Source organism: Methylobacter sp. sgz302048, from assembly GCF_052162025.1.
In the GTDB taxonomy this organism is placed as follows: domain Bacteria; phylum Pseudomonadota; class Gammaproteobacteria; order Methylococcales; family Methylomonadaceae; genus Methylobacter.
Genome location: NZ_CP197401.1, coordinates 342504 through 357622 on the forward strand (window position 1 = coordinate 342504; position 15119 = coordinate 357622).

General features: G+C 52.2%; 17 protein-coding genes. 14 read left to right on the top strand and 3 right to left on the bottom strand.

The features are described from left to right. The first annotated feature begins 114 nt into the window (after positions 1-114). Positions 115-2691 (top strand): ATP-dependent chaperone ClpB, encoded by a 2577-nt coding sequence (gene clpB, locus ACTNE6_RS01650; protein WP_442498390.1) that lies wholly within the window; start codon positions 115-117, stop codon positions 2689-2691. 43 nt (positions 2692-2734) lie between these two features. Here clpB and mscL read toward each other — a convergent pair whose 3' ends face one another. Next, positions 2735-3133 (bottom strand): large-conductance mechanosensitive channel protein MscL, encoded by a 399-nt coding sequence (gene mscL, locus ACTNE6_RS01655; protein ID WP_442498391.1) that lies wholly within the window; start codon positions 3131-3133, stop codon positions 2735-2737. Positions 3134-3281: 148 nt separating this feature from the next. Between mscL and ACTNE6_RS01660 the strand changes: the two genes are divergently transcribed. Together ACTNE6_RS01660 and ACTNE6_RS01665 are read left to right on the top strand one after the other, a co-directional pair. Further along, positions 3282-3761 carry a nuclear transport factor 2 family protein gene (locus tag ACTNE6_RS01660; RefSeq protein ID WP_442498392.1) on the top strand — a complete coding sequence of 160 codons (480 nt, stop codon included), beginning with the start codon at positions 3282-3284 and terminating at the stop codon, positions 3759-3761. A 31-nt stretch (positions 3762-3792) separates the two neighbouring features. Further along, positions 3793-4221, top strand: coding sequence for a secondary thiamine-phosphate synthase enzyme YjbQ (locus tag ACTNE6_RS01665; protein WP_442498393.1), 429 nt, complete (start codon positions 3793-3795; stop codon positions 4219-4221). Positions 4222-4461: 240 nt separating this feature from the next. On the opposite strand, the gene ACTNE6_RS01670 is transcribed toward ACTNE6_RS01665, so the two are convergent. Then, the gene (locus ACTNE6_RS01670; protein ID WP_442498394.1) at positions 4462-4752 is read right to left on the bottom strand and encodes a hypothetical protein; all 291 of its coding nucleotides are present in this window, start codon (positions 4750-4752) and stop codon (positions 4462-4464) included. 211 nt (positions 4753-4963) lie between these two features. Between ACTNE6_RS01670 and ACTNE6_RS01675 the strand changes: the two genes are divergently transcribed. From ACTNE6_RS01675 to ACTNE6_RS01705, 7 genes are all read left to right on the top strand, one after another. Continuing rightward, positions 4964-5770, top strand: coding sequence for a cyclase family protein (locus ACTNE6_RS01675; RefSeq protein WP_442498395.1), 807 nt, complete (start codon positions 4964-4966; stop codon positions 5768-5770). A gap of 109 nt (positions 5771-5879) precedes the next feature. Continuing rightward, on the top strand, positions 5880-6752 hold the full coding sequence (locus tag ACTNE6_RS01680) for a metallophosphoesterase (protein ID WP_442498396.1): 873 nt from the start codon (positions 5880-5882) through the stop codon (positions 6750-6752). Between the two features lie 73 nt (positions 6753-6825). After that, positions 6826-7200 carry a hypothetical protein gene (locus ACTNE6_RS01685; RefSeq protein ID WP_268118500.1) on the top strand — a complete coding sequence of 125 codons (375 nt, stop codon included), beginning with the start codon at positions 6826-6828 and terminating at the stop codon, positions 7198-7200. Positions 7201-7206: 6 nt separating this feature from the next. After that, positions 7207-7956, top strand: coding sequence for an HAD family hydrolase (locus ACTNE6_RS01690; RefSeq protein WP_442498397.1), 750 nt, complete (start codon positions 7207-7209; stop codon positions 7954-7956). A gap of 102 nt (positions 7957-8058) precedes the next feature. After that, positions 8059-8937: an EamA family transporter gene (locus ACTNE6_RS01695; RefSeq protein WP_442498398.1), complete on the top strand. Its 879-nt coding sequence runs from the start codon at positions 8059-8061 to the stop codon at positions 8935-8937. A 96-nt stretch (positions 8938-9033) separates the two neighbouring features. Then, complete coding sequence (locus tag ACTNE6_RS01700; protein WP_442498399.1) at positions 9034-9720, top strand: CTP synthase C-terminal region-related (seleno)protein; 687 nt, start codon at positions 9034-9036, stop codon at positions 9718-9720. 18 nt (positions 9721-9738) lie between these two features. Beyond that, the gene (locus ACTNE6_RS01705; RefSeq protein ID WP_442498400.1) at positions 9739-10218 is read left to right on the top strand and encodes a GNAT family N-acetyltransferase; all 480 of its coding nucleotides are present in this window, start codon (positions 9739-9741) and stop codon (positions 10216-10218) included. A 312-nt stretch (positions 10219-10530) separates the two neighbouring features. Here ACTNE6_RS01705 and ACTNE6_RS01710 read toward each other — a convergent pair whose 3' ends face one another. Further along, a complete protein-coding gene (locus tag ACTNE6_RS01710) occupies positions 10531-11895 on the bottom strand; it encodes an urease accessory protein UreH domain-containing protein (RefSeq protein WP_442498401.1) in 1365 nt (454 codons plus the stop codon). Between the two features lie 158 nt (positions 11896-12053). Between ACTNE6_RS01710 and ACTNE6_RS01715 the strand changes: the two genes are divergently transcribed. The 4 genes from ACTNE6_RS01715 to phoR all read left to right on the top strand — a co-directional run bounded on the left by ACTNE6_RS01715 (position 12054) and on the right by phoR (position 14852). Continuing rightward, positions 12054-12299, top strand: a complete 246-nt coding sequence (locus tag ACTNE6_RS01715) for a hypothetical protein (RefSeq protein WP_442498402.1) — start codon at positions 12054-12056, stop codon at positions 12297-12299. A 35-nt stretch (positions 12300-12334) separates the two neighbouring features. After that, a complete protein-coding gene (locus ACTNE6_RS01720; RefSeq protein ID WP_442498403.1) occupies positions 12335-12799 on the top strand; it encodes a nucleoside deaminase in 465 nt (154 codons plus the stop codon). Positions 12800-12878: 79 nt separating this feature from the next. After that, complete coding sequence (phoB, locus tag ACTNE6_RS01725; protein WP_442498404.1) at positions 12879-13571, top strand: phosphate regulon transcriptional regulator PhoB; 693 nt, start codon at positions 12879-12881, stop codon at positions 13569-13571. Positions 13572-13574: 3 nt separating this feature from the next. Further along, entirely contained in the window at positions 13575-14852 is a 1278-nt protein-coding gene (gene phoR / locus ACTNE6_RS01730) for a phosphate regulon sensor histidine kinase PhoR (RefSeq protein WP_442498405.1), read from the top strand. Positions 14853-15119 lie beyond the last annotated feature (267 nt).

Below are 15119 nucleotides of genomic sequence, written 5' to 3' on the forward strand. Positions count from 1 at the left end.
GGTTTGAGGTTGGAATAAATCCTGTCATCAAAGTTAGCGTCCTTGTCTTGAAAACGGTCGGATTACCCCCCATGTTAGCGGTAACTTAGAAATTATCTTTTAGAGGTACATCAAATGCGCATGGATAAATTAACCAGCAAGTTTCAAATGGCGCTGGCCGATGCCCAAAGCCTGGCTCTGGGAAGAGACCATCAGTTCATCGAGCCGGTGCATGTTATGCTCGCCTTGCTGGATCAGGAAGGCGGCAGCGTCAAGCCGCTATTGGCCCAGATTGGCGTCAATACCAATACACTACGGGTCGAGCTGAGCAAAGAGATCGATCGCATCCCCACGGTGAGCGGCTCGGGCGGCGATGTCCAGATTTCCAATGAATTGAACCGGTTGCTGAACCTGACCGATAAACTGGCGCAGAAACGCAACGACGCCTATATTTCCAGCGAGCTGTTCGTCTTGGCGGCCCTGGAAGAAAGAAGCCTATTGCAGAACCTGCTGAAAAAAGCCGGCGTGACCAGGGATGCGGCTGAAAAAGCCGTCGACGCCATGCGCGGCGGCCAGGCGGTCAACGACCCCAATGCCGAGGATCAGCGCCAGGCCCTGAAAAAATACACCATCGACATCACCGAGCGCGCCGAGGCCGGCAAGCTCGATCCCGTGATCGGCCGGGATGACGAAATCCGCCGCACGATCCAGGTCCTGCAACGCCGCACCAAGAACAACCCGGTCCTGATCGGCGAGCCCGGCGTCGGCAAGACTGCGATCGTCGAAGGCCTGGCGCAGCGCATCGTCAATGGCGAGGTGCCGGAAGGCATCAAGGGCAAGCGCGTGCTGGCGCTGGACATGGCGGCCCTGATTGCCGGCGCCAAGTTCCGCGGCGAGTTTGAAGAGCGCCTGAAAGCCGTCCTGAACGATCTGGCCAAGCAGGAAGGCCAGATCATCCTGTTCATTGATGAGCTGCACACCATGGTCGGCGCCGGCAAGGCCGAAGGCGCCATGGATGCGGGCAACATGCTGAAACCGGCCCTGGCGCGCGGCGAACTGCACTGCGTCGGTGCGACGACACTCGACGAGTATCGCAAATACGTCGAGAAAGACGCGGCCCTGGAGCGCCGTTTCCAGAAAGTATTGATTGACGAGCCGTCCGTCGAGGACACGATCGCGATTCTGCGCGGACTGAAAGAGAAATACGAAGTCCATCACGGCGTCGACATCACCGACCCGGCCATCGTGGCTGCCGCGAGCCTGTCTTACCGCTACATTTCGGACCGGCAATTGCCCGACAAGGCCATCGATTTGATCGACGAGGCTGCCAGCCGCATCCGCATGGAAATCGATTCCAAGCCGGAAGCCATGGACAGACTGGACCGTCGTTTGATCCAGCTGAAAATAGAACGCGAAGCACTGAAGAAAGAAGCCGATCCGGCCTCCAAAAAACGCCTGGAAATCCTTGAGGAAGACATTGCCGAATTGGAAAAGGAATACTCCGACCTCGAGGAAGTTTGGAAAGCCGAAAAAGCCTCGCTGCAAGGCACGGCATCGATCAAGGAAAAACTGGACCAGTCCCGGATCGAACTGGAAGCGGCCAGTCGGGCCGGCGATCTTGCGCGCATGTCGGAGCTGCAGTACGGCATCATTCCGGCGCTGGAAAAACAGCTCAACACGGCCTCATCGGTTGAGCCTCATAAAATGACTCTGCTGCGCAACAAAGTCACCGAAGAGGAAATCGCCGAAGTCGTGTCGAAATGGACCGGCATTCCTGTTTTCAAGATGATGGAAGGCGAGCGGGAAAAACTGCTGCATATGGAAGAAGCGCTGGCCAAACGCGTGGTCGGCCAGGATGAGGCACTGAGAGCAGTCAGCAATGCCATTCGCAGATCACGGGCCGGCTTGTCCGATCCGAACCGGCCGAACGGCTCATTCCTGTTCCTGGGGCCTACCGGCGTCGGCAAGACAGAATTGTGCAAGGCGCTGGCCGAATTCCTGTTCGATACGCAGGACGCGCTGGTGCGCATCGATATGTCCGAATTCATGGAAAAGCATTCGGTCGCGCGTCTGATCGGCGCGCCTCCGGGCTATGTCGGCTATGAAGAAGGCGGCTACCTGACCGAAGCGGTCCGGCGCAAACCGTACTCGGTCATCCTGATGGATGAAATCGAAAAAGCCCATCCGGACGTCTTCAACGTGCTGCTGCAAGTGCTGGATGACGGCCGCCTGACCGATGGCCAGGGCCGGACGGTGGATTTCAAGAACACCGTCGTCGTCATGACTTCTAACCTGGGTTCGGACCGTATCCAGGAACTGGCCGGCGAGGCGCATTACGAAGAGATGAAAGCGGCGGTCATGGAAATCGTCGGCCTGCGCTTCAGGCCCGAGTTTATCAACCGGATCGATGACGCAGTCGTCTTCCATCCATTGGGGCGCGAGCAAATCCGGGCGATCAGCGAAATCCAGGTCGAATACCTGCGCAAACGCCTGCAGGACCGCGAAATCGGCTTCGAGATCAGCACCGCCGCGCTCGACAAACTGGGCGAAGCGGGTTTCGATCCGGTTTATGGCGCAAGGCCGCTGAAACGGGCCATCCAGCATCAACTGGAAAACCCGCTGGCCCAGGAAATCCTGGCCGGCAAATTTGCGGCGGGCGATGTCGTCAAAGTGGACGTGCACAATGGCGAGCTGAGCTTTACGAAAGGCTAAGCGATATCGGGTGGGCAGCATGGCGCCGCCCACCCTGATCATGCTATTTTCTTTCCCTCAGCAAGTCGCGGATCTCAGCCAACAATAGTTCTTCTTTGGTAGGCGCGGGCTCCGGCGCCGCTTCCTGTTTTCTTCTGAAGCGATTGATTAGCTTGACTATCATGAAAACGGCGAAGGCAATAATCGTGAAGTTAACCAAAGTCTGAATGAAATTGCCGTAATTAAGCGTTACGGCGGGCGTATCCAAGGTGGCTTCCTTTAACGTTACTGCCAGATTGGTGAAGTCGACGCCGCCGACCAGCATGCCGATCGGAGGCATAATGATGTCGTCGACCAGCGATGAAATGATTTTGCCGAAAGCGGCTCCGATAATGATGCCGATGGCCATGTCGATAGCATTGCCTTTAATGGCGAATTCTTTAAATTCACGTAATATGCTCATAATTGACTTCCCTCATGGTTATTATTTAGAAGCGAGCTGTCAGACTGTTTTTAAAGGCAGTGAAAGCGTCCAGACTATAAAATGAGCTTGTTCATACAGATTCTTTTGAATCGGCTATCTTGATCCGCCCATCTTAAGGAGAAAGACTATGAATATTAATGATGAGTTCAGACCGCCAGTGCCGCCATTCACGCGTGAGACGGCCATGCAGAAAGTCCGCATGGCTGAGGATGCATGGAACAGCGGCGATCCGCAGCAGGTCGTTCTGGATTATACGATCGACAGTCAGTGGCGCAGTCGGGTTGAGTTTCCGAAAGGCCGGGAGGAAATCATCCGGTTTTTGACGCGCAAATGGGTTCGTGAACAGGAATTCAGGATAATCAAGGAACTCTGGACGCATGAAAATAACCGCATCGCAGTGCGCTTCGCCTATGAATGGCACGATTATGTCGGCAACTGGTTTCGTTCCTACGGAAACGAAAACTGGGAATTCGATGCGAACGGTCTGGTGCGGAAGCGGTTCGCCAGCATCAACGACATGCCCATCAAGGAACCGGAACGCAAATTCCACTGGCTTCCGGGGCGCCGGCCCGATGATTATCCCGGCCTCAGCGAGCTCGGCTTATAACCATCTCCTATTGCGATATTAAGATTTTACTATGTGGATTCAGAAAGAATTTAAACTGAAAGCGCGGCCCCGCGGTTTTCACCTCGTTACCGATGAAGTGTTCAGCGCTCTGCCGGAACTGGCAAACATCCGGTGCGGGCTGCTGCATCTATTGCTGAAGCATACCTCGGCCTCGCTGACGCTGAACGAAAACGCCGACATGACTGTACGCCAGGATTTCGAGCGTTTTTTCAATAGAGCAGTGCCGGAAAACGAGCCTTACTATCGGCACAACTACGAGGGCAGCGACGATCTGCCCGCGCATCTGAAAAGCAGCATCCTGGGCGCCACCTTGACCATTCCCATCACCAACGGCAGGCTGAATCTGGGCATCTGGCAGGGCATCTATCTGTGCGAGCACCGGAATCATGGCGGTAGTCGGAGTCTGGTGGCGACTATTCAAGGGGAGAGCGTAGGATGAATTCCGGCATTCGAAGTCGCCTGTGCCGGGTTTTCGCTAAGGCCACAGCACGGTAGGCTGGGTTGATAAACCCAGCATTCAAAGCCACCTTGCCGGATTTCCGCTAAAGCTACAATCCAGCTTACGCGTGCTGTATCAATTGCGAATGCCACCTCCTGTCGTCGGCACATCCTATTCCTATGTCCCTATGCCCACAGAATGGCAAAAACGTTTGACAGGTTTGTGAGCGAGGTCTACAAGTTAGCAGAAGAAGTTTTTCAGGATGAGGGTCGATGGCTCTCCTCTGCTTCTCTCAACTTCATAACCAAGGGTAATGACAATGATGAGGATGGTGCTGGAAATAGCGATGGTGATGGCGGTCGTACTTGGGATGGTGATGGTGATGAAAGTAACCTCAAAAGAAAATGAGGCCAATAAAACTTTGCCCAGTGATGAGAATGGCGATGATGATAATAAAGATAGCGGCAGTGCATAGGATAGAATCCGTGCTGTAGGCTGGGTTGCTAAACCCAGCATTTCGATATTAACCATGCGGCGTTTCCGCGGAGACTACAGCCTAGCCTGCATGTTGAATATATCTTTGCTCCGACAGTCAAGGCTGTTATAAAGATAGGCTATCCTAAATGGCCGCTATGCGAATTACGCTGGGTTCCCTTGAGCCGTTTCTGATAGATCAGGCCTAATGTATTCACCTGCTGCCGTTAATCACGCCGCAAAATCATTAAACACAGGAGATTGGACAATGCCGCTAACCAAGATAGTCTCGCTTGCTGTACTGTGTTGCCTTGCCGCTGGTTGCGCTAATGGACCCGGCAGCTATCCTTCAGGACAATGGATAGACTTGTCGTATGATTTTTCCCCGAAAACCATCTATTGGCCGACAGCTGAGCCGTTCCAACTGGAAACCGTCTCTGCTGGCATGACGGAGAAAGGATATTACTATTCGGCCTACAAGTTCTGTGCCGCCGAACATGGCGGCACTCATGCCGATGCGCCGATCCATTTCGCGTCCGGGGGCAAAACAATAGATCAGATCCCATTGACAAAGTTGATTGCTCCAGCGGCCAAAATAGATGTTTCACAGAAGGCGATGGCAGATCGGGATTACCAAATCAGTGTAGAGGATTTCAAAGCCTGGGAATCTCAGTACGGAAAGATACCGGAGGGGAGCATAGTGTTGCTGCAAACGGGGTATGGCCAGTATTGGCCTGACCGATTGAAATATTTAGGTACCGACAAGCGAGGTGCTGAAGGCGTAGCCGAGCTGCATTTCCCGGGCTTGCATCCTGAAGCGGCCAAATGGTTAGTCAGTAGCCGAAGAATTAATGCGATAGGCATAGACACAGCCAGCATTGACTACGGGCAATCGCAGTTATTTGGCAGTCATACAGCACTGATGGGCCAGAGCACGCCTGTATTTGAGAATGTCGCAAACCTGGACAAAGTGCCGACAGTGGGCGCGCAGGTGATCGCGCTTCCGATGAAGATCAAAGGGGGCAGCGGGGCGCCGCTGCGGATAATCGCTTTCATACCGGACGGGGCGCGTTAATCGCGTTGCAGGATGGGTTGGTAAACCCGGCATGGGCAGCCGAAAAAGTGTTGACGCATGACATCTATCTGAATGCTAATATCCGGTCAATATTTCTATAGGCAACGCCATGAAAAGCAACGCTCCCATCCGAAAACTCCTCGCTAATACCGTCGGTAAGGACTATGTCGTAGGCGACTTGCATGGTTGCTACGGTCTGCTTGAGCGGTTATTGAATGAAGTGGCGTTCGACAAGGCCTGCGACCGGTTGTTTTCGGTCGGCGATCTGATCGACCGGGGGCCCGACTCGCTGCGTTGCCTGCAATTGCTTGAGGAATCGTGGTTTTACGCAGTGCGGGGCAATCACGAGCTGATGATGCTGGATTTCTTTTCATCCTATCTGGCGACTGGGAAATTCGATCCGCTGGAGGATATCGTTGATAATGGATTTCTGGAATACGGTGGCGATTGGGTGAGCGACTATGTTGACTCTGACCGGCATTGCATGACGCAGGAATTTAATCGCGGATTGATTTTGGCGTTGCAGATGCCGCTGGTATGGGTCGTAGGAGAAGGAAGCAACCGATTCCATGTCATTCATGCCGATTTGGTCAGGCCGGATTATAAAACCGCCGATCATATTGTCTGGCTGGACAGCGATATTGACCAGTGGCTTGAGCGACAATTAATACCGCCCGAAGCTGAACGGCAACTTTACTGGAGCCGGGCACTGATGTCGAGCCAATTGGCCGAACAGGAAGTTGCCGGGACGCAAGCCGGCCTTTCTCTGACCTTTTGCGGTCATACTTATGCCGCTAAACCACGCCAGCTGCTATCCCACCTGTGCCTGGATACCGGCGCTTTCGTGTCCTGGTGGTCCAGGATGTATGGTGAAGAAGGCGACAATTCAGGCCTGACGTTGTTTAATGTGCAGGAATCGCGCTGGGTTTCGGCATCCTATACGCGGGACGCTATTTTCTGGAGTGAAGTTTCAGCGGAGTAGCCGGGCTGATTCCGGATACCGACCATGCCGGACATTGGTGTTTTTTCACAACTCGCTATATCAAGGAGACCACATGATTAAAGCATTTCAGATCCTTTTTATAATCTTGCTTGCAGCGTGCAGTCAAGTTGACTCAAGCCGTAACGCTTCGGCGGCAAAGATGCCGGTTGCAATTTCCGGCATCGATTCAAAGACCGTTCTCAATAAAGCAGGTGAATATAGCGTCAGGGTATCAGGCATGAAAAACGATGTGACCATTAAAGCCGGGAATACCGTCAGCCAGTTGCTTGTCTCCGGAGTCGATAACAACATTACCGTCGAGGAAACGGCCGTTGTTCAAAGCATCAGTCTTGCGGGCAGCAATAACAAAGTCTATGTTCCAGCCGGATTCCAGGCGAAAACCATGTATTCAGGCTCAAAAAATGCCATTATTGAAAAACAAAAGTAATATTCAATGGACTTGGCATTTGCAGGTGGCAGTTTTTTTTGTTCACACCGGCATGCCATTACTACTGGGATCACAATGAAATATAAAGGGATTATCTTTGACTTTAACGGCGTTTTGCTCTGGGACGCGCCGCTTCATATTCAGGCATGGCAGGCGATGGCCCTTCGGCTCAGGGGCGCTGAATTGAATGACGATGAATTTTCAATCCATGTACACGGCCGCACTAACGCTCACATTCTTGGCTATCTCACGGGCCATATGCTTCACGGAAAAGAACTTCTCGACCTCATCCAGGTCAAGGAATCTATGTACCGAGACTTATGCTTAAAAAATTCCGACAGGTTTGTCTTGTCTCCAGGTGCACAGGCACTGCTAGACTTCCTTGCCGCCGGAGGCATACCGCGAACAATCGCAACGGCCTCGGAAAGAACAAACCTCGATTTTTTCGTGCATCATCTTGGCCTGGCAACGTGGTTCGATCGGCAGCGGATCGTCTATGACGACGGTTTTCTTCCCGGAAAACCCGCACCCGACATGTATGCGAAGGCGGCCGCAAACATTCAAGTGTCGCCGCACGAATGTATTGTGGTCGAAGATGCCATTTCCGGATTCAAGTCCGCGCATGCCGCAAACATCGGCTACATCGTGGGCCTTGGCCCGCGTGCAACACACGGCAGGCTTCTGGCCTGCGAAGGCGTATCGACCGCAATCGAGAGCTTCGAGCAGTTTCCTCGCCAGATGCTGCTGAATGCATGACCTCGCAGCGGCGAATATGCCCGAAAACTTGGACAAGTGACTGCCTAAAAGCTGCGCTCTTGGGCAATCACCTCATTTAAAACGTTAAACAGGGAAGCAACTATGCATCTGCGACACATTGCGCTGGCTATCTTGATAATAGCCATTTGGGGATTCAATTTTGTGGTCATCAAGGTGGGCCTTAAAGAACTCCCGCCCATCCTGCTTTGCGCGGTCAGATTCTTTCTCGCCGCATTTCCGGCGGTCTTTTTTATCAGGCGTCCTGCCGTTCCTTTTTACCAGGTTATGGCCTTTGGACTGGTGATGTTCGTGTTTCAATTTGCGCTGCTGTTTTCCGGCATGTATGCCGGAACCACGGCGGGCCTGGCGTCTTTAGTGCTCCAGGTTCATGTATTCTTCACTGTCGTACTGGCCGTCGTATTTCTGGCTGAGCAGCCATCTGTCTGGCAGGTCATCGGCGCCTTGACGTCATTTTCGGGAATCGGGCTGGTCGCCGCGAATACCGGCGGCGAAATCTCGGCTTTCGGCCTGGCTTTAATCGTTGGCGCCGCCGTCTCATGGGGAGTCGGCAATCTTCTTTCCAAGAAACTGGGCAAAGTCGATATGCTGGCACTGGTGGTGTGGGGCAGTCTCGTTGCCTGGCCGCCGCTTTTACTTCTGTCTTATCTGCTGGAGCAAGGCAGCTGGAGCCCTGAGGGCTTTTCTCATCTTTCATGGTCCACCATTGGTGCAGTCGGGTATATCGTGTATCCGGCAACCCTGCTGGGTTTCGCCGTATGGAGCTGGCTGCTGAGCCATTATCCGGCCGCGATGGTGGCGCCGTTTACATTGCTGGTGCCGGTATTCGGCTTTGCGAGTTCAGCGCTGGTTCTGGGGGAGCCGATCCATCAATGGAAAATAGCCGCCGCCGTCCTGATTATCGCCGGGCTGTGCATCAATCTGACCGGCGCCCGCATCGCCATGCGTCTTCGTCCTGCTTGATCCGTTCATGAAAAATCGATGATATGCAGGCCCGGTCTCGGCAAAAAAAATGGCTTTTCTACAATATCGTTAGACTAATCAAAGGAGTTGAACATTATGCGAAAATCGATAGCTTTACTGGGTGAATACACATCGACATTTCCGCCCCATGTTTCGACCGATGCGGCCATCGAGCATACCCGGAATTTTCTGGGTATGGATATGACAGCGGAATGGATTTCAACGGAAGACATCGACCACAACCTGTTTGATCGTTATTCGGGCATATGGGTGACCCCGGGAAGTTCCTACAAGAGCATGGAGAAGACCTTATGGGCTATTCGCTATGCGAGGGAAAACAAGGTTCCCTGTTTCGGCACCTGCGGCGGGTTTCAGCATATCGTAATCGAGTACGCCCGCAACGTTTTGGATTTCAGGGAGGCGCAGCATGCCGAGTACGACCCCTACGCTTCAAGCCTTTTCATTTCCAGGCTGACCTGCTCGCTTGCTGGTCGCCGGATGCAGCTTGATTTTGTGCCGGGGTCTCAAGTGGCTGAAATTTACGGCAGTTTGTCGGCGAAAGAACAGTACTACTGCAATTTCGGGGTCAATCCGGATTACACTCATTTATTGAAGCAAGGGTCGCTGAATATCTCCGGCTCGGATGCTGAAGGTGAAGTGCGCGTCATTGAGCATCCCGATCATCCATTTTTCATTGGCACGCTGTTCGTGCCGCAGGCGCGCTCCATGCCTGAACAGCCGCATCCATTGGTTGTGGCTTTTTTAAGCTCTGTAAGGCTGTAGGCTGTTTTAGGCAAAATTATGAATTTAAACATCCGTAACGCAAGTTTTGAAGATCTAGCTCATATTCAGGCGTTAATTTCTAAATCAGCCCGAATACTTCAGGCGCAGTACTATAAAAAGTCAGAAATAGAAGCGGCGTTGGAATTGGTGCATGGCATAGAAGAACTGATTATTGCAGGCAGCTTCCTTGTGGCTGAGCATGAAAGGAAAATCATCGGTTGCGGTGGTTGGGCGTTTGATGTGTCTTATCCTCAGAAAGCAGAAATAAGGGGATTTTTTGTGCATCCTGATTTTGTCCGAAGAGGTGTTGCTGCGCTTCTCCTTAACACATGCGAGAATATATGCTTGCGTAAAGGTATTGAGACTTTATATCTGACGGCTACACTTTCTGGTGAGCTTTTTTATAAAAAGTACGGTTTTTTTGAATTTGAGAGATTCAATCAGGATTTGTCAAATGGACAGACTTTTGAATTAATCAAGATGGAAAAAGTCTTGTAGGGTACGAGACTGTGAAAGTATTCGTTTTTTGAAATTTTAACCACACTATATTGTGTATTTGATTTTGTATATAACAGCATATAGACATTAAAGAGAAAAATTCTGAATACTTTCACAGTCTCGTATGCATTGCGTACCTTTCCGGACTTGCGGTGTGCCAAGAAGCCTTGAAATGGTACGCGGTGCGAACCCTACATGAATTTCGCCTTGATTCTGGCAGGGCTGCGAGTAGGCCTAAAGCCCCAGCCCTGCCTATAGATGCCGCGCCAAGTTTGAGTTTGTGGATCAATAGTGGCCCCTGAACAGCCCCCGTCATTTCCTTACAATAAATGTTCCCGGTATCATGCCCATGTAGCAACTCCAGCTGATCGCGCCCATTTGCTGCGGCGTGAATTCGACGACTTGCAGGCCGGGTTTCAGATCAATAGTCATGTCCAGCGTCGGAACGATGATTCTTTTGTTGCAGCTGGACAGTTCCTTGACGTTGATGATCCATTTGACCGGAATACCGTAGCGCAGGTTGAATTTGTCCGGCTTATAGGCGGTTGCTTCGGCTTCCATGTAAATGACCTGATAGCCGTCTTGAAGGTGCGACCCGGCGTCGGCATGGTCATGCCTCCAGGTCATGAAGCGCTCCTGAAATGCCAGCGACGCTCTTGACAGCAACGAATTGACATCATAGCCGGAGCCCGAAATCAGGAGGCTGCGGTTGAGCATGGCCGCTCCGAGCAGCAGGATGATGACGGCCGAGATTTTCATGAACCGCTGCGTGGCGCCGCTGGAAATCATGCCGGCAAAGTAGCCGAATGCCAGCATGACGGGCAGCGTGCCCAACGCAAAGACGGCCAGCATGGTTGCGCCCGCTAAGGCGCTGCCCGTGCCGGCGGCCATGATATACACGGCCTGCAAGGGGCCGCAGGCGATCATCAGGCCGTTCAGCAAACCGATTATGAAGGGATTGGACGTGCGTTGGCGCCGCCTGACCAAGAAACGGTTAGCGAAGAAAGGCAGGCGTATGTGCAGGCGTCTTAAGCCGCTGAACGCCTCCATCATGCTCAATCCGTAAAGGATCAGGAACGTGCCCGCTATGGCAGAAACCATGCTGCGCATGCCCAAGGTAAAGGTAATGGCGCCACCGATCAGACCGAACAAGGCGCCGAAGCCGGAATAGGACAGCGTTTTTCCGAGGCCGTAAAGCAAATGGCTGAAATAATCTGGCTTGCCCGATTTTACGTCAGCTACGGTATAGCTGATGACAAAACCGCCGCACATGCCGATGCAATGGAAGCTGGTCAAAACGCCGACCAGAAACAGCAAGCCATAGTTGGCTGTTTTCCCGATGTCTTCCAGCGATAGGTCGAGCTGAACGAATTTGTTCAATTGCAGCAACAGAATAATGCCTGTGATGGCGACGATAATCTGGAAAAGGCGTTTGCCCAGGCCCGCCGGTTTATGCCGGGCGCGGTTCGAACATTCATAACCGACTGATTTGACTGCCGCGCAGACCGTCTTGAGCGATATGATGTCGTTGTCCAGATCCAGCGTCAGCGTTTCGTCAGTAAAGCTGGCCTGCGCCTTGATGACGCCGGGGAGCCCTGCAACCGCTTCAACAATATGATTTTCGCAGTCTGCGCATTGCATACCGGTGACAGGCAGTTCGTAATGTTTGGGTTTCATATTGCGATGAAGAATGTGGGTAATTAATGAATTGCATGAGCCCTGTGTCGGTTTGCCAATGCATCTGGGTGTAGTGATTTGCTGAGCACTGTCATTTACAAATGACGTTGTTGGAATACGCTTGTAACGGCTCAATCAAGATCTATGATTTTATTCCTATGGTTTTATTCCTCATCATTTTAATAGTCGTGGCAGTGTTAGTTTTTGCAGACAAACAGGCCGGTTTTGCCAGGCGCGAGAACTTTATAACCGACTATTATTTCCCCACCGGTATTGTCGGCAAGTTGATTGCGTCAGCGATATCGGCTGCGCATCGGGCCGCGCTGGGGATGCCGGCGGCTAAAAAGTTATCGCCGATCCTCTATCAATCCGATGCGTTTAATTATAATGAGCCTGAAAGTTAAAAATTTGGCAAATATCTGACCGGCAGGCTGAACAGATGAATAAAGAAGATTACATGCGCAGAGCCATTGAGCTGGCTTTGCAGGTTCCCGAGTTTCCGTTCGGCGCCGTCATCGTAAGGCGGACGACCGGCGAGATTGTCGCCGAAGGTTTCAATCAGTCGGCGCTGAATCCGGCCTGGCATGGCGAGATGGTCGCGATCAACCATTGCGCGCAGTCCCATCCATCAGCGGACTGGAGCGAATTCGATCTGTATACGACGGCGGAACCGTGCCCGATGTGCCAAAGCGCGATCGAATGGGCGGGTATCGGCACGGTTTATTACGGCACGTCCATTCCTTATCTGCAAAACCGGAACTGGTGGCAAATTGATATTCGCGCGGAGGAAATTGTTGCCCGAACACCGTTTCGGAACAGCCGCGTCGTCGGCGGGTTACTGGAGGCCGAGTGCAATGAATTGTTCGATAAGGCGCCCTGGGGCATGTTCCATAAGGCGACTTAGCGCAATTGATGGGCGCTTGTCATAAAAGAGTAATATAGGTTTTCTACAATATGAAGATTTAATAATCACTCAATTAATTATGTCCAGTTTTAAAATTCTCGTTGTTGAAGATGAAGATGCTATCAAAGGCATGTTAATGCTGGTATTGGAGCAGGCCGGTTTTACGCCGATTGTGGCCGCTGATGCGGAAGAAGCGCAGAGAGTCCTCGATGATAATTTACCGGATTTGATTCTGCTGGATTGGATGTTGCCGGGCATCAGCGGCGTTGAATGGGCCAGACGCCTGAAGAAAGACCAGACGTATCGGGAGCTGCCCATTATTCTGTTGACTGCACGCGGCGAGGAAGAAGACAAGGTCAAAGGACTGGAAATCGGCGCCGACGATTATATGACCAAGCCTTTTTCGCCAAAAGAACTGATAGCACGTGTCCGCGCCGTACTGCGCAGAAGCGGAAAAATTCAGGGCACGGCGCAAATAGAGCTGGGTGATCTGATTCTCGATACCGAACAGCACCGCCTCAGCATCGGAGACAAGCAACTGGACGTGAGCCCGACCGAGTTCCGCTTGATGCAGTTTTTCATGACCCATCCCGATAAGGTGTACAACCGCACGCAACTGCTGGATCAGGTCTGGGGGCGCAGCGTTTATATCGAGGAGCGCACGGTCGACGTGCATATCCGCCGGCTCAGGAAAATCCTCGGTGAATACGGCAGAGAGGATCTGGTTCAGACCGTGCGCGGCTTCGGCTACCGGTTCTCAGTGACAAGCTAGGTTATGAGCTTCTGGCAAAAAGAGATCGGCATTGCGCTGCTGCTGTTTTTGGCCGCGTTGGTGGCAGGCAGTTTGACAGGGCATGTTCTGTTGTTTGTATTTCTGGTGATGTTGGGGCTCTGGATCAGTCAGTTATTCCAGATCAGCCGGTTTGAAAGATGGGTAAGTACAGGCGGGCGCGGCAAATACCCCAAAGCGACCGGTATCTGGGAAGATATTTACTATCATGTCTACCGCATCAAAAAAAACGAGAAAAAACGCAAGAAGAAACTGAGCAAGATGATAGATCAGTTTCGCAAGTCCACGGAAGCCTTGCCTGATGCCGCCGTTGTTTTAGGGGCGCATGACGAAATCGAGTGGACCAATAAAGCGGCCCGAGAGGTTCTGGGACTCCAGCAGACCGATAAAGGCCAGCGCATTCCCAACCTGATCCGTTTCCCCGAGTTTATCCGCTACCTTAAATCCGGCCATTACGATGAGGCGGTCATGCTGCCTGCGCCGGTGGACCACAGCATTACATTGGCCGTGCGGATTGTTAAATATGGTGCCGGACTGCGGCTGCTGTTGGCCCAGGATGTCACGCAGCTGAAAAAAATGGAAAGAATGCGCAAGGATTTTGTTGCCAATGTCTCGCATGAACTCAGAACGCCGTTGACAGTGTTGAAAGGCTATCTGGAAACCATGCAGGACATGGATGACGGCAATTCGCCGTTACTGACGCATTCGGTTCAGCAAATGCAGGGGCAGACCGAGCGGATGCAGCATCTGGTCGATGACCTGTTGCTGCTGACGCGGCTGGAAACGCAACAGAAGAAAGTGCAGTGCGTCGACATTCCGGCTTTATTAAACCAGATCTGCAAGGAAAGCGACGCGTTGGAAACGGCTGCCGGGCGCATCGAATTATCGCTTGAAACCGATGCGCATATTGTCGGCGAAGAACAGGAATTGCGCAGCGCTTTCACCAATCTGCTGGGCAACGCCTTGAAATATTCGTCCGATGATTCGAAAGTGAAAATACGCTGGCATCGATCCGAAGACGCTCTCATGCTGGATGTCGAAGATCAGGGCGAAGGCATCGCCGCGGCCGAAATCCCGCGTATTACCGAACGCTTTTACCGGGTTGAAGTCAAGCGCAGCAAGAAAGTCAACGGCACCGGGTTGGGCCTGGCTATCGTCAAGCATGTGCTGATGCGTCATGACGCCAAGTTGGACATCGTCAGCGAACTGGGCAAGGGCAGCCGTTTCAGCTGCTGTTTCCCTGCGACACGGCTTTGCAGCTGATGCTTTCATTTACTTCTTAGCGACTCGATCAGACCTTTCAATACCTCAAATCCTTGCCGGTCGCATTTCAATTCGACAGGCAGCAATTATAAATTCGCTTATAATTGAAACGGGCCATAAATAAACAAGCGAAGCAGACGTCATTCTGCCTGTGGTTTTAACTGTTCTCATTGAAACCGTTTTCAGCTCAGGCACAATGTTTTTTCGGCAGGTTATTATGCGTTTGTTTTTGCTGGCCTTAGCAAGACTTTACAACAAAATAATAAA

What these genes read in the sequence shown, in the direction of transcription:
- clpB (WP_442498390.1), top strand. Translation starts at nt 115, where the DNA reads ATGCGCATGGATAAATTAACCAGCAAGTTTCAAATGGCGCTGGCCGAT.
- mscL (WP_442498391.1), bottom strand. Translation starts at nt 3,133, where the DNA reads ATGAGCATATTACGTGAATTTAAAGAATTCGCCATTAAAGGCAATGCT.
- ACTNE6_RS01660 (WP_442498392.1), top strand. Translation starts at nt 3,282, where the DNA reads ATGAATATTAATGATGAGTTCAGACCGCCAGTGCCGCCATTCACGCGT.
- ACTNE6_RS01665 (WP_442498393.1), top strand. Translation starts at nt 3,793, where the DNA reads ATGTGGATTCAGAAAGAATTTAAACTGAAAGCGCGGCCCCGCGGTTTT.
- ACTNE6_RS01670 (WP_442498394.1), bottom strand. Translation starts at nt 4,752, where the DNA reads ATGGTTAATATCGAAATGCTGGGTTTAGCAACCCAGCCTACAGCACGG.
- ACTNE6_RS01675 (WP_442498395.1), top strand. Translation starts at nt 4,964, where the DNA reads ATGCCGCTAACCAAGATAGTCTCGCTTGCTGTACTGTGTTGCCTTGCC.
- ACTNE6_RS01680 (WP_442498396.1), top strand. Translation starts at nt 5,880, where the DNA reads ATGAAAAGCAACGCTCCCATCCGAAAACTCCTCGCTAATACCGTCGGT.
- ACTNE6_RS01685 (WP_268118500.1), top strand. Translation starts at nt 6,826, where the DNA reads ATGATTAAAGCATTTCAGATCCTTTTTATAATCTTGCTTGCAGCGTGC.
- ACTNE6_RS01690 (WP_442498397.1), top strand. Translation starts at nt 7,207, where the DNA reads ATGGACTTGGCATTTGCAGGTGGCAGTTTTTTTTGTTCACACCGGCAT.
- ACTNE6_RS01695 (WP_442498398.1), top strand. Translation starts at nt 8,059, where the DNA reads ATGCATCTGCGACACATTGCGCTGGCTATCTTGATAATAGCCATTTGG.
- ACTNE6_RS01700 (WP_442498399.1), top strand. Translation starts at nt 9,034, where the DNA reads ATGCGAAAATCGATAGCTTTACTGGGTGAATACACATCGACATTTCCG.
- ACTNE6_RS01705 (WP_442498400.1), top strand. Translation starts at nt 9,739, where the DNA reads ATGAATTTAAACATCCGTAACGCAAGTTTTGAAGATCTAGCTCATATT.
- ACTNE6_RS01710 (WP_442498401.1), bottom strand. Translation starts at nt 11,895, where the DNA reads ATGAAACCCAAACATTACGAACTGCCTGTCACCGGTATGCAATGCGCA.
- ACTNE6_RS01715 (WP_442498402.1), top strand. Translation starts at nt 12,054, where the DNA reads ATGGTTTTATTCCTCATCATTTTAATAGTCGTGGCAGTGTTAGTTTTT.
- ACTNE6_RS01720 (WP_442498403.1), top strand. Translation starts at nt 12,335, where the DNA reads ATGAATAAAGAAGATTACATGCGCAGAGCCATTGAGCTGGCTTTGCAG.
- phoB (WP_442498404.1), top strand. Translation starts at nt 12,879, where the DNA reads ATGTCCAGTTTTAAAATTCTCGTTGTTGAAGATGAAGATGCTATCAAA.
- phoR (WP_442498405.1), top strand. Translation starts at nt 13,575, where the DNA reads ATGAGCTTCTGGCAAAAAGAGATCGGCATTGCGCTGCTGCTGTTTTTG.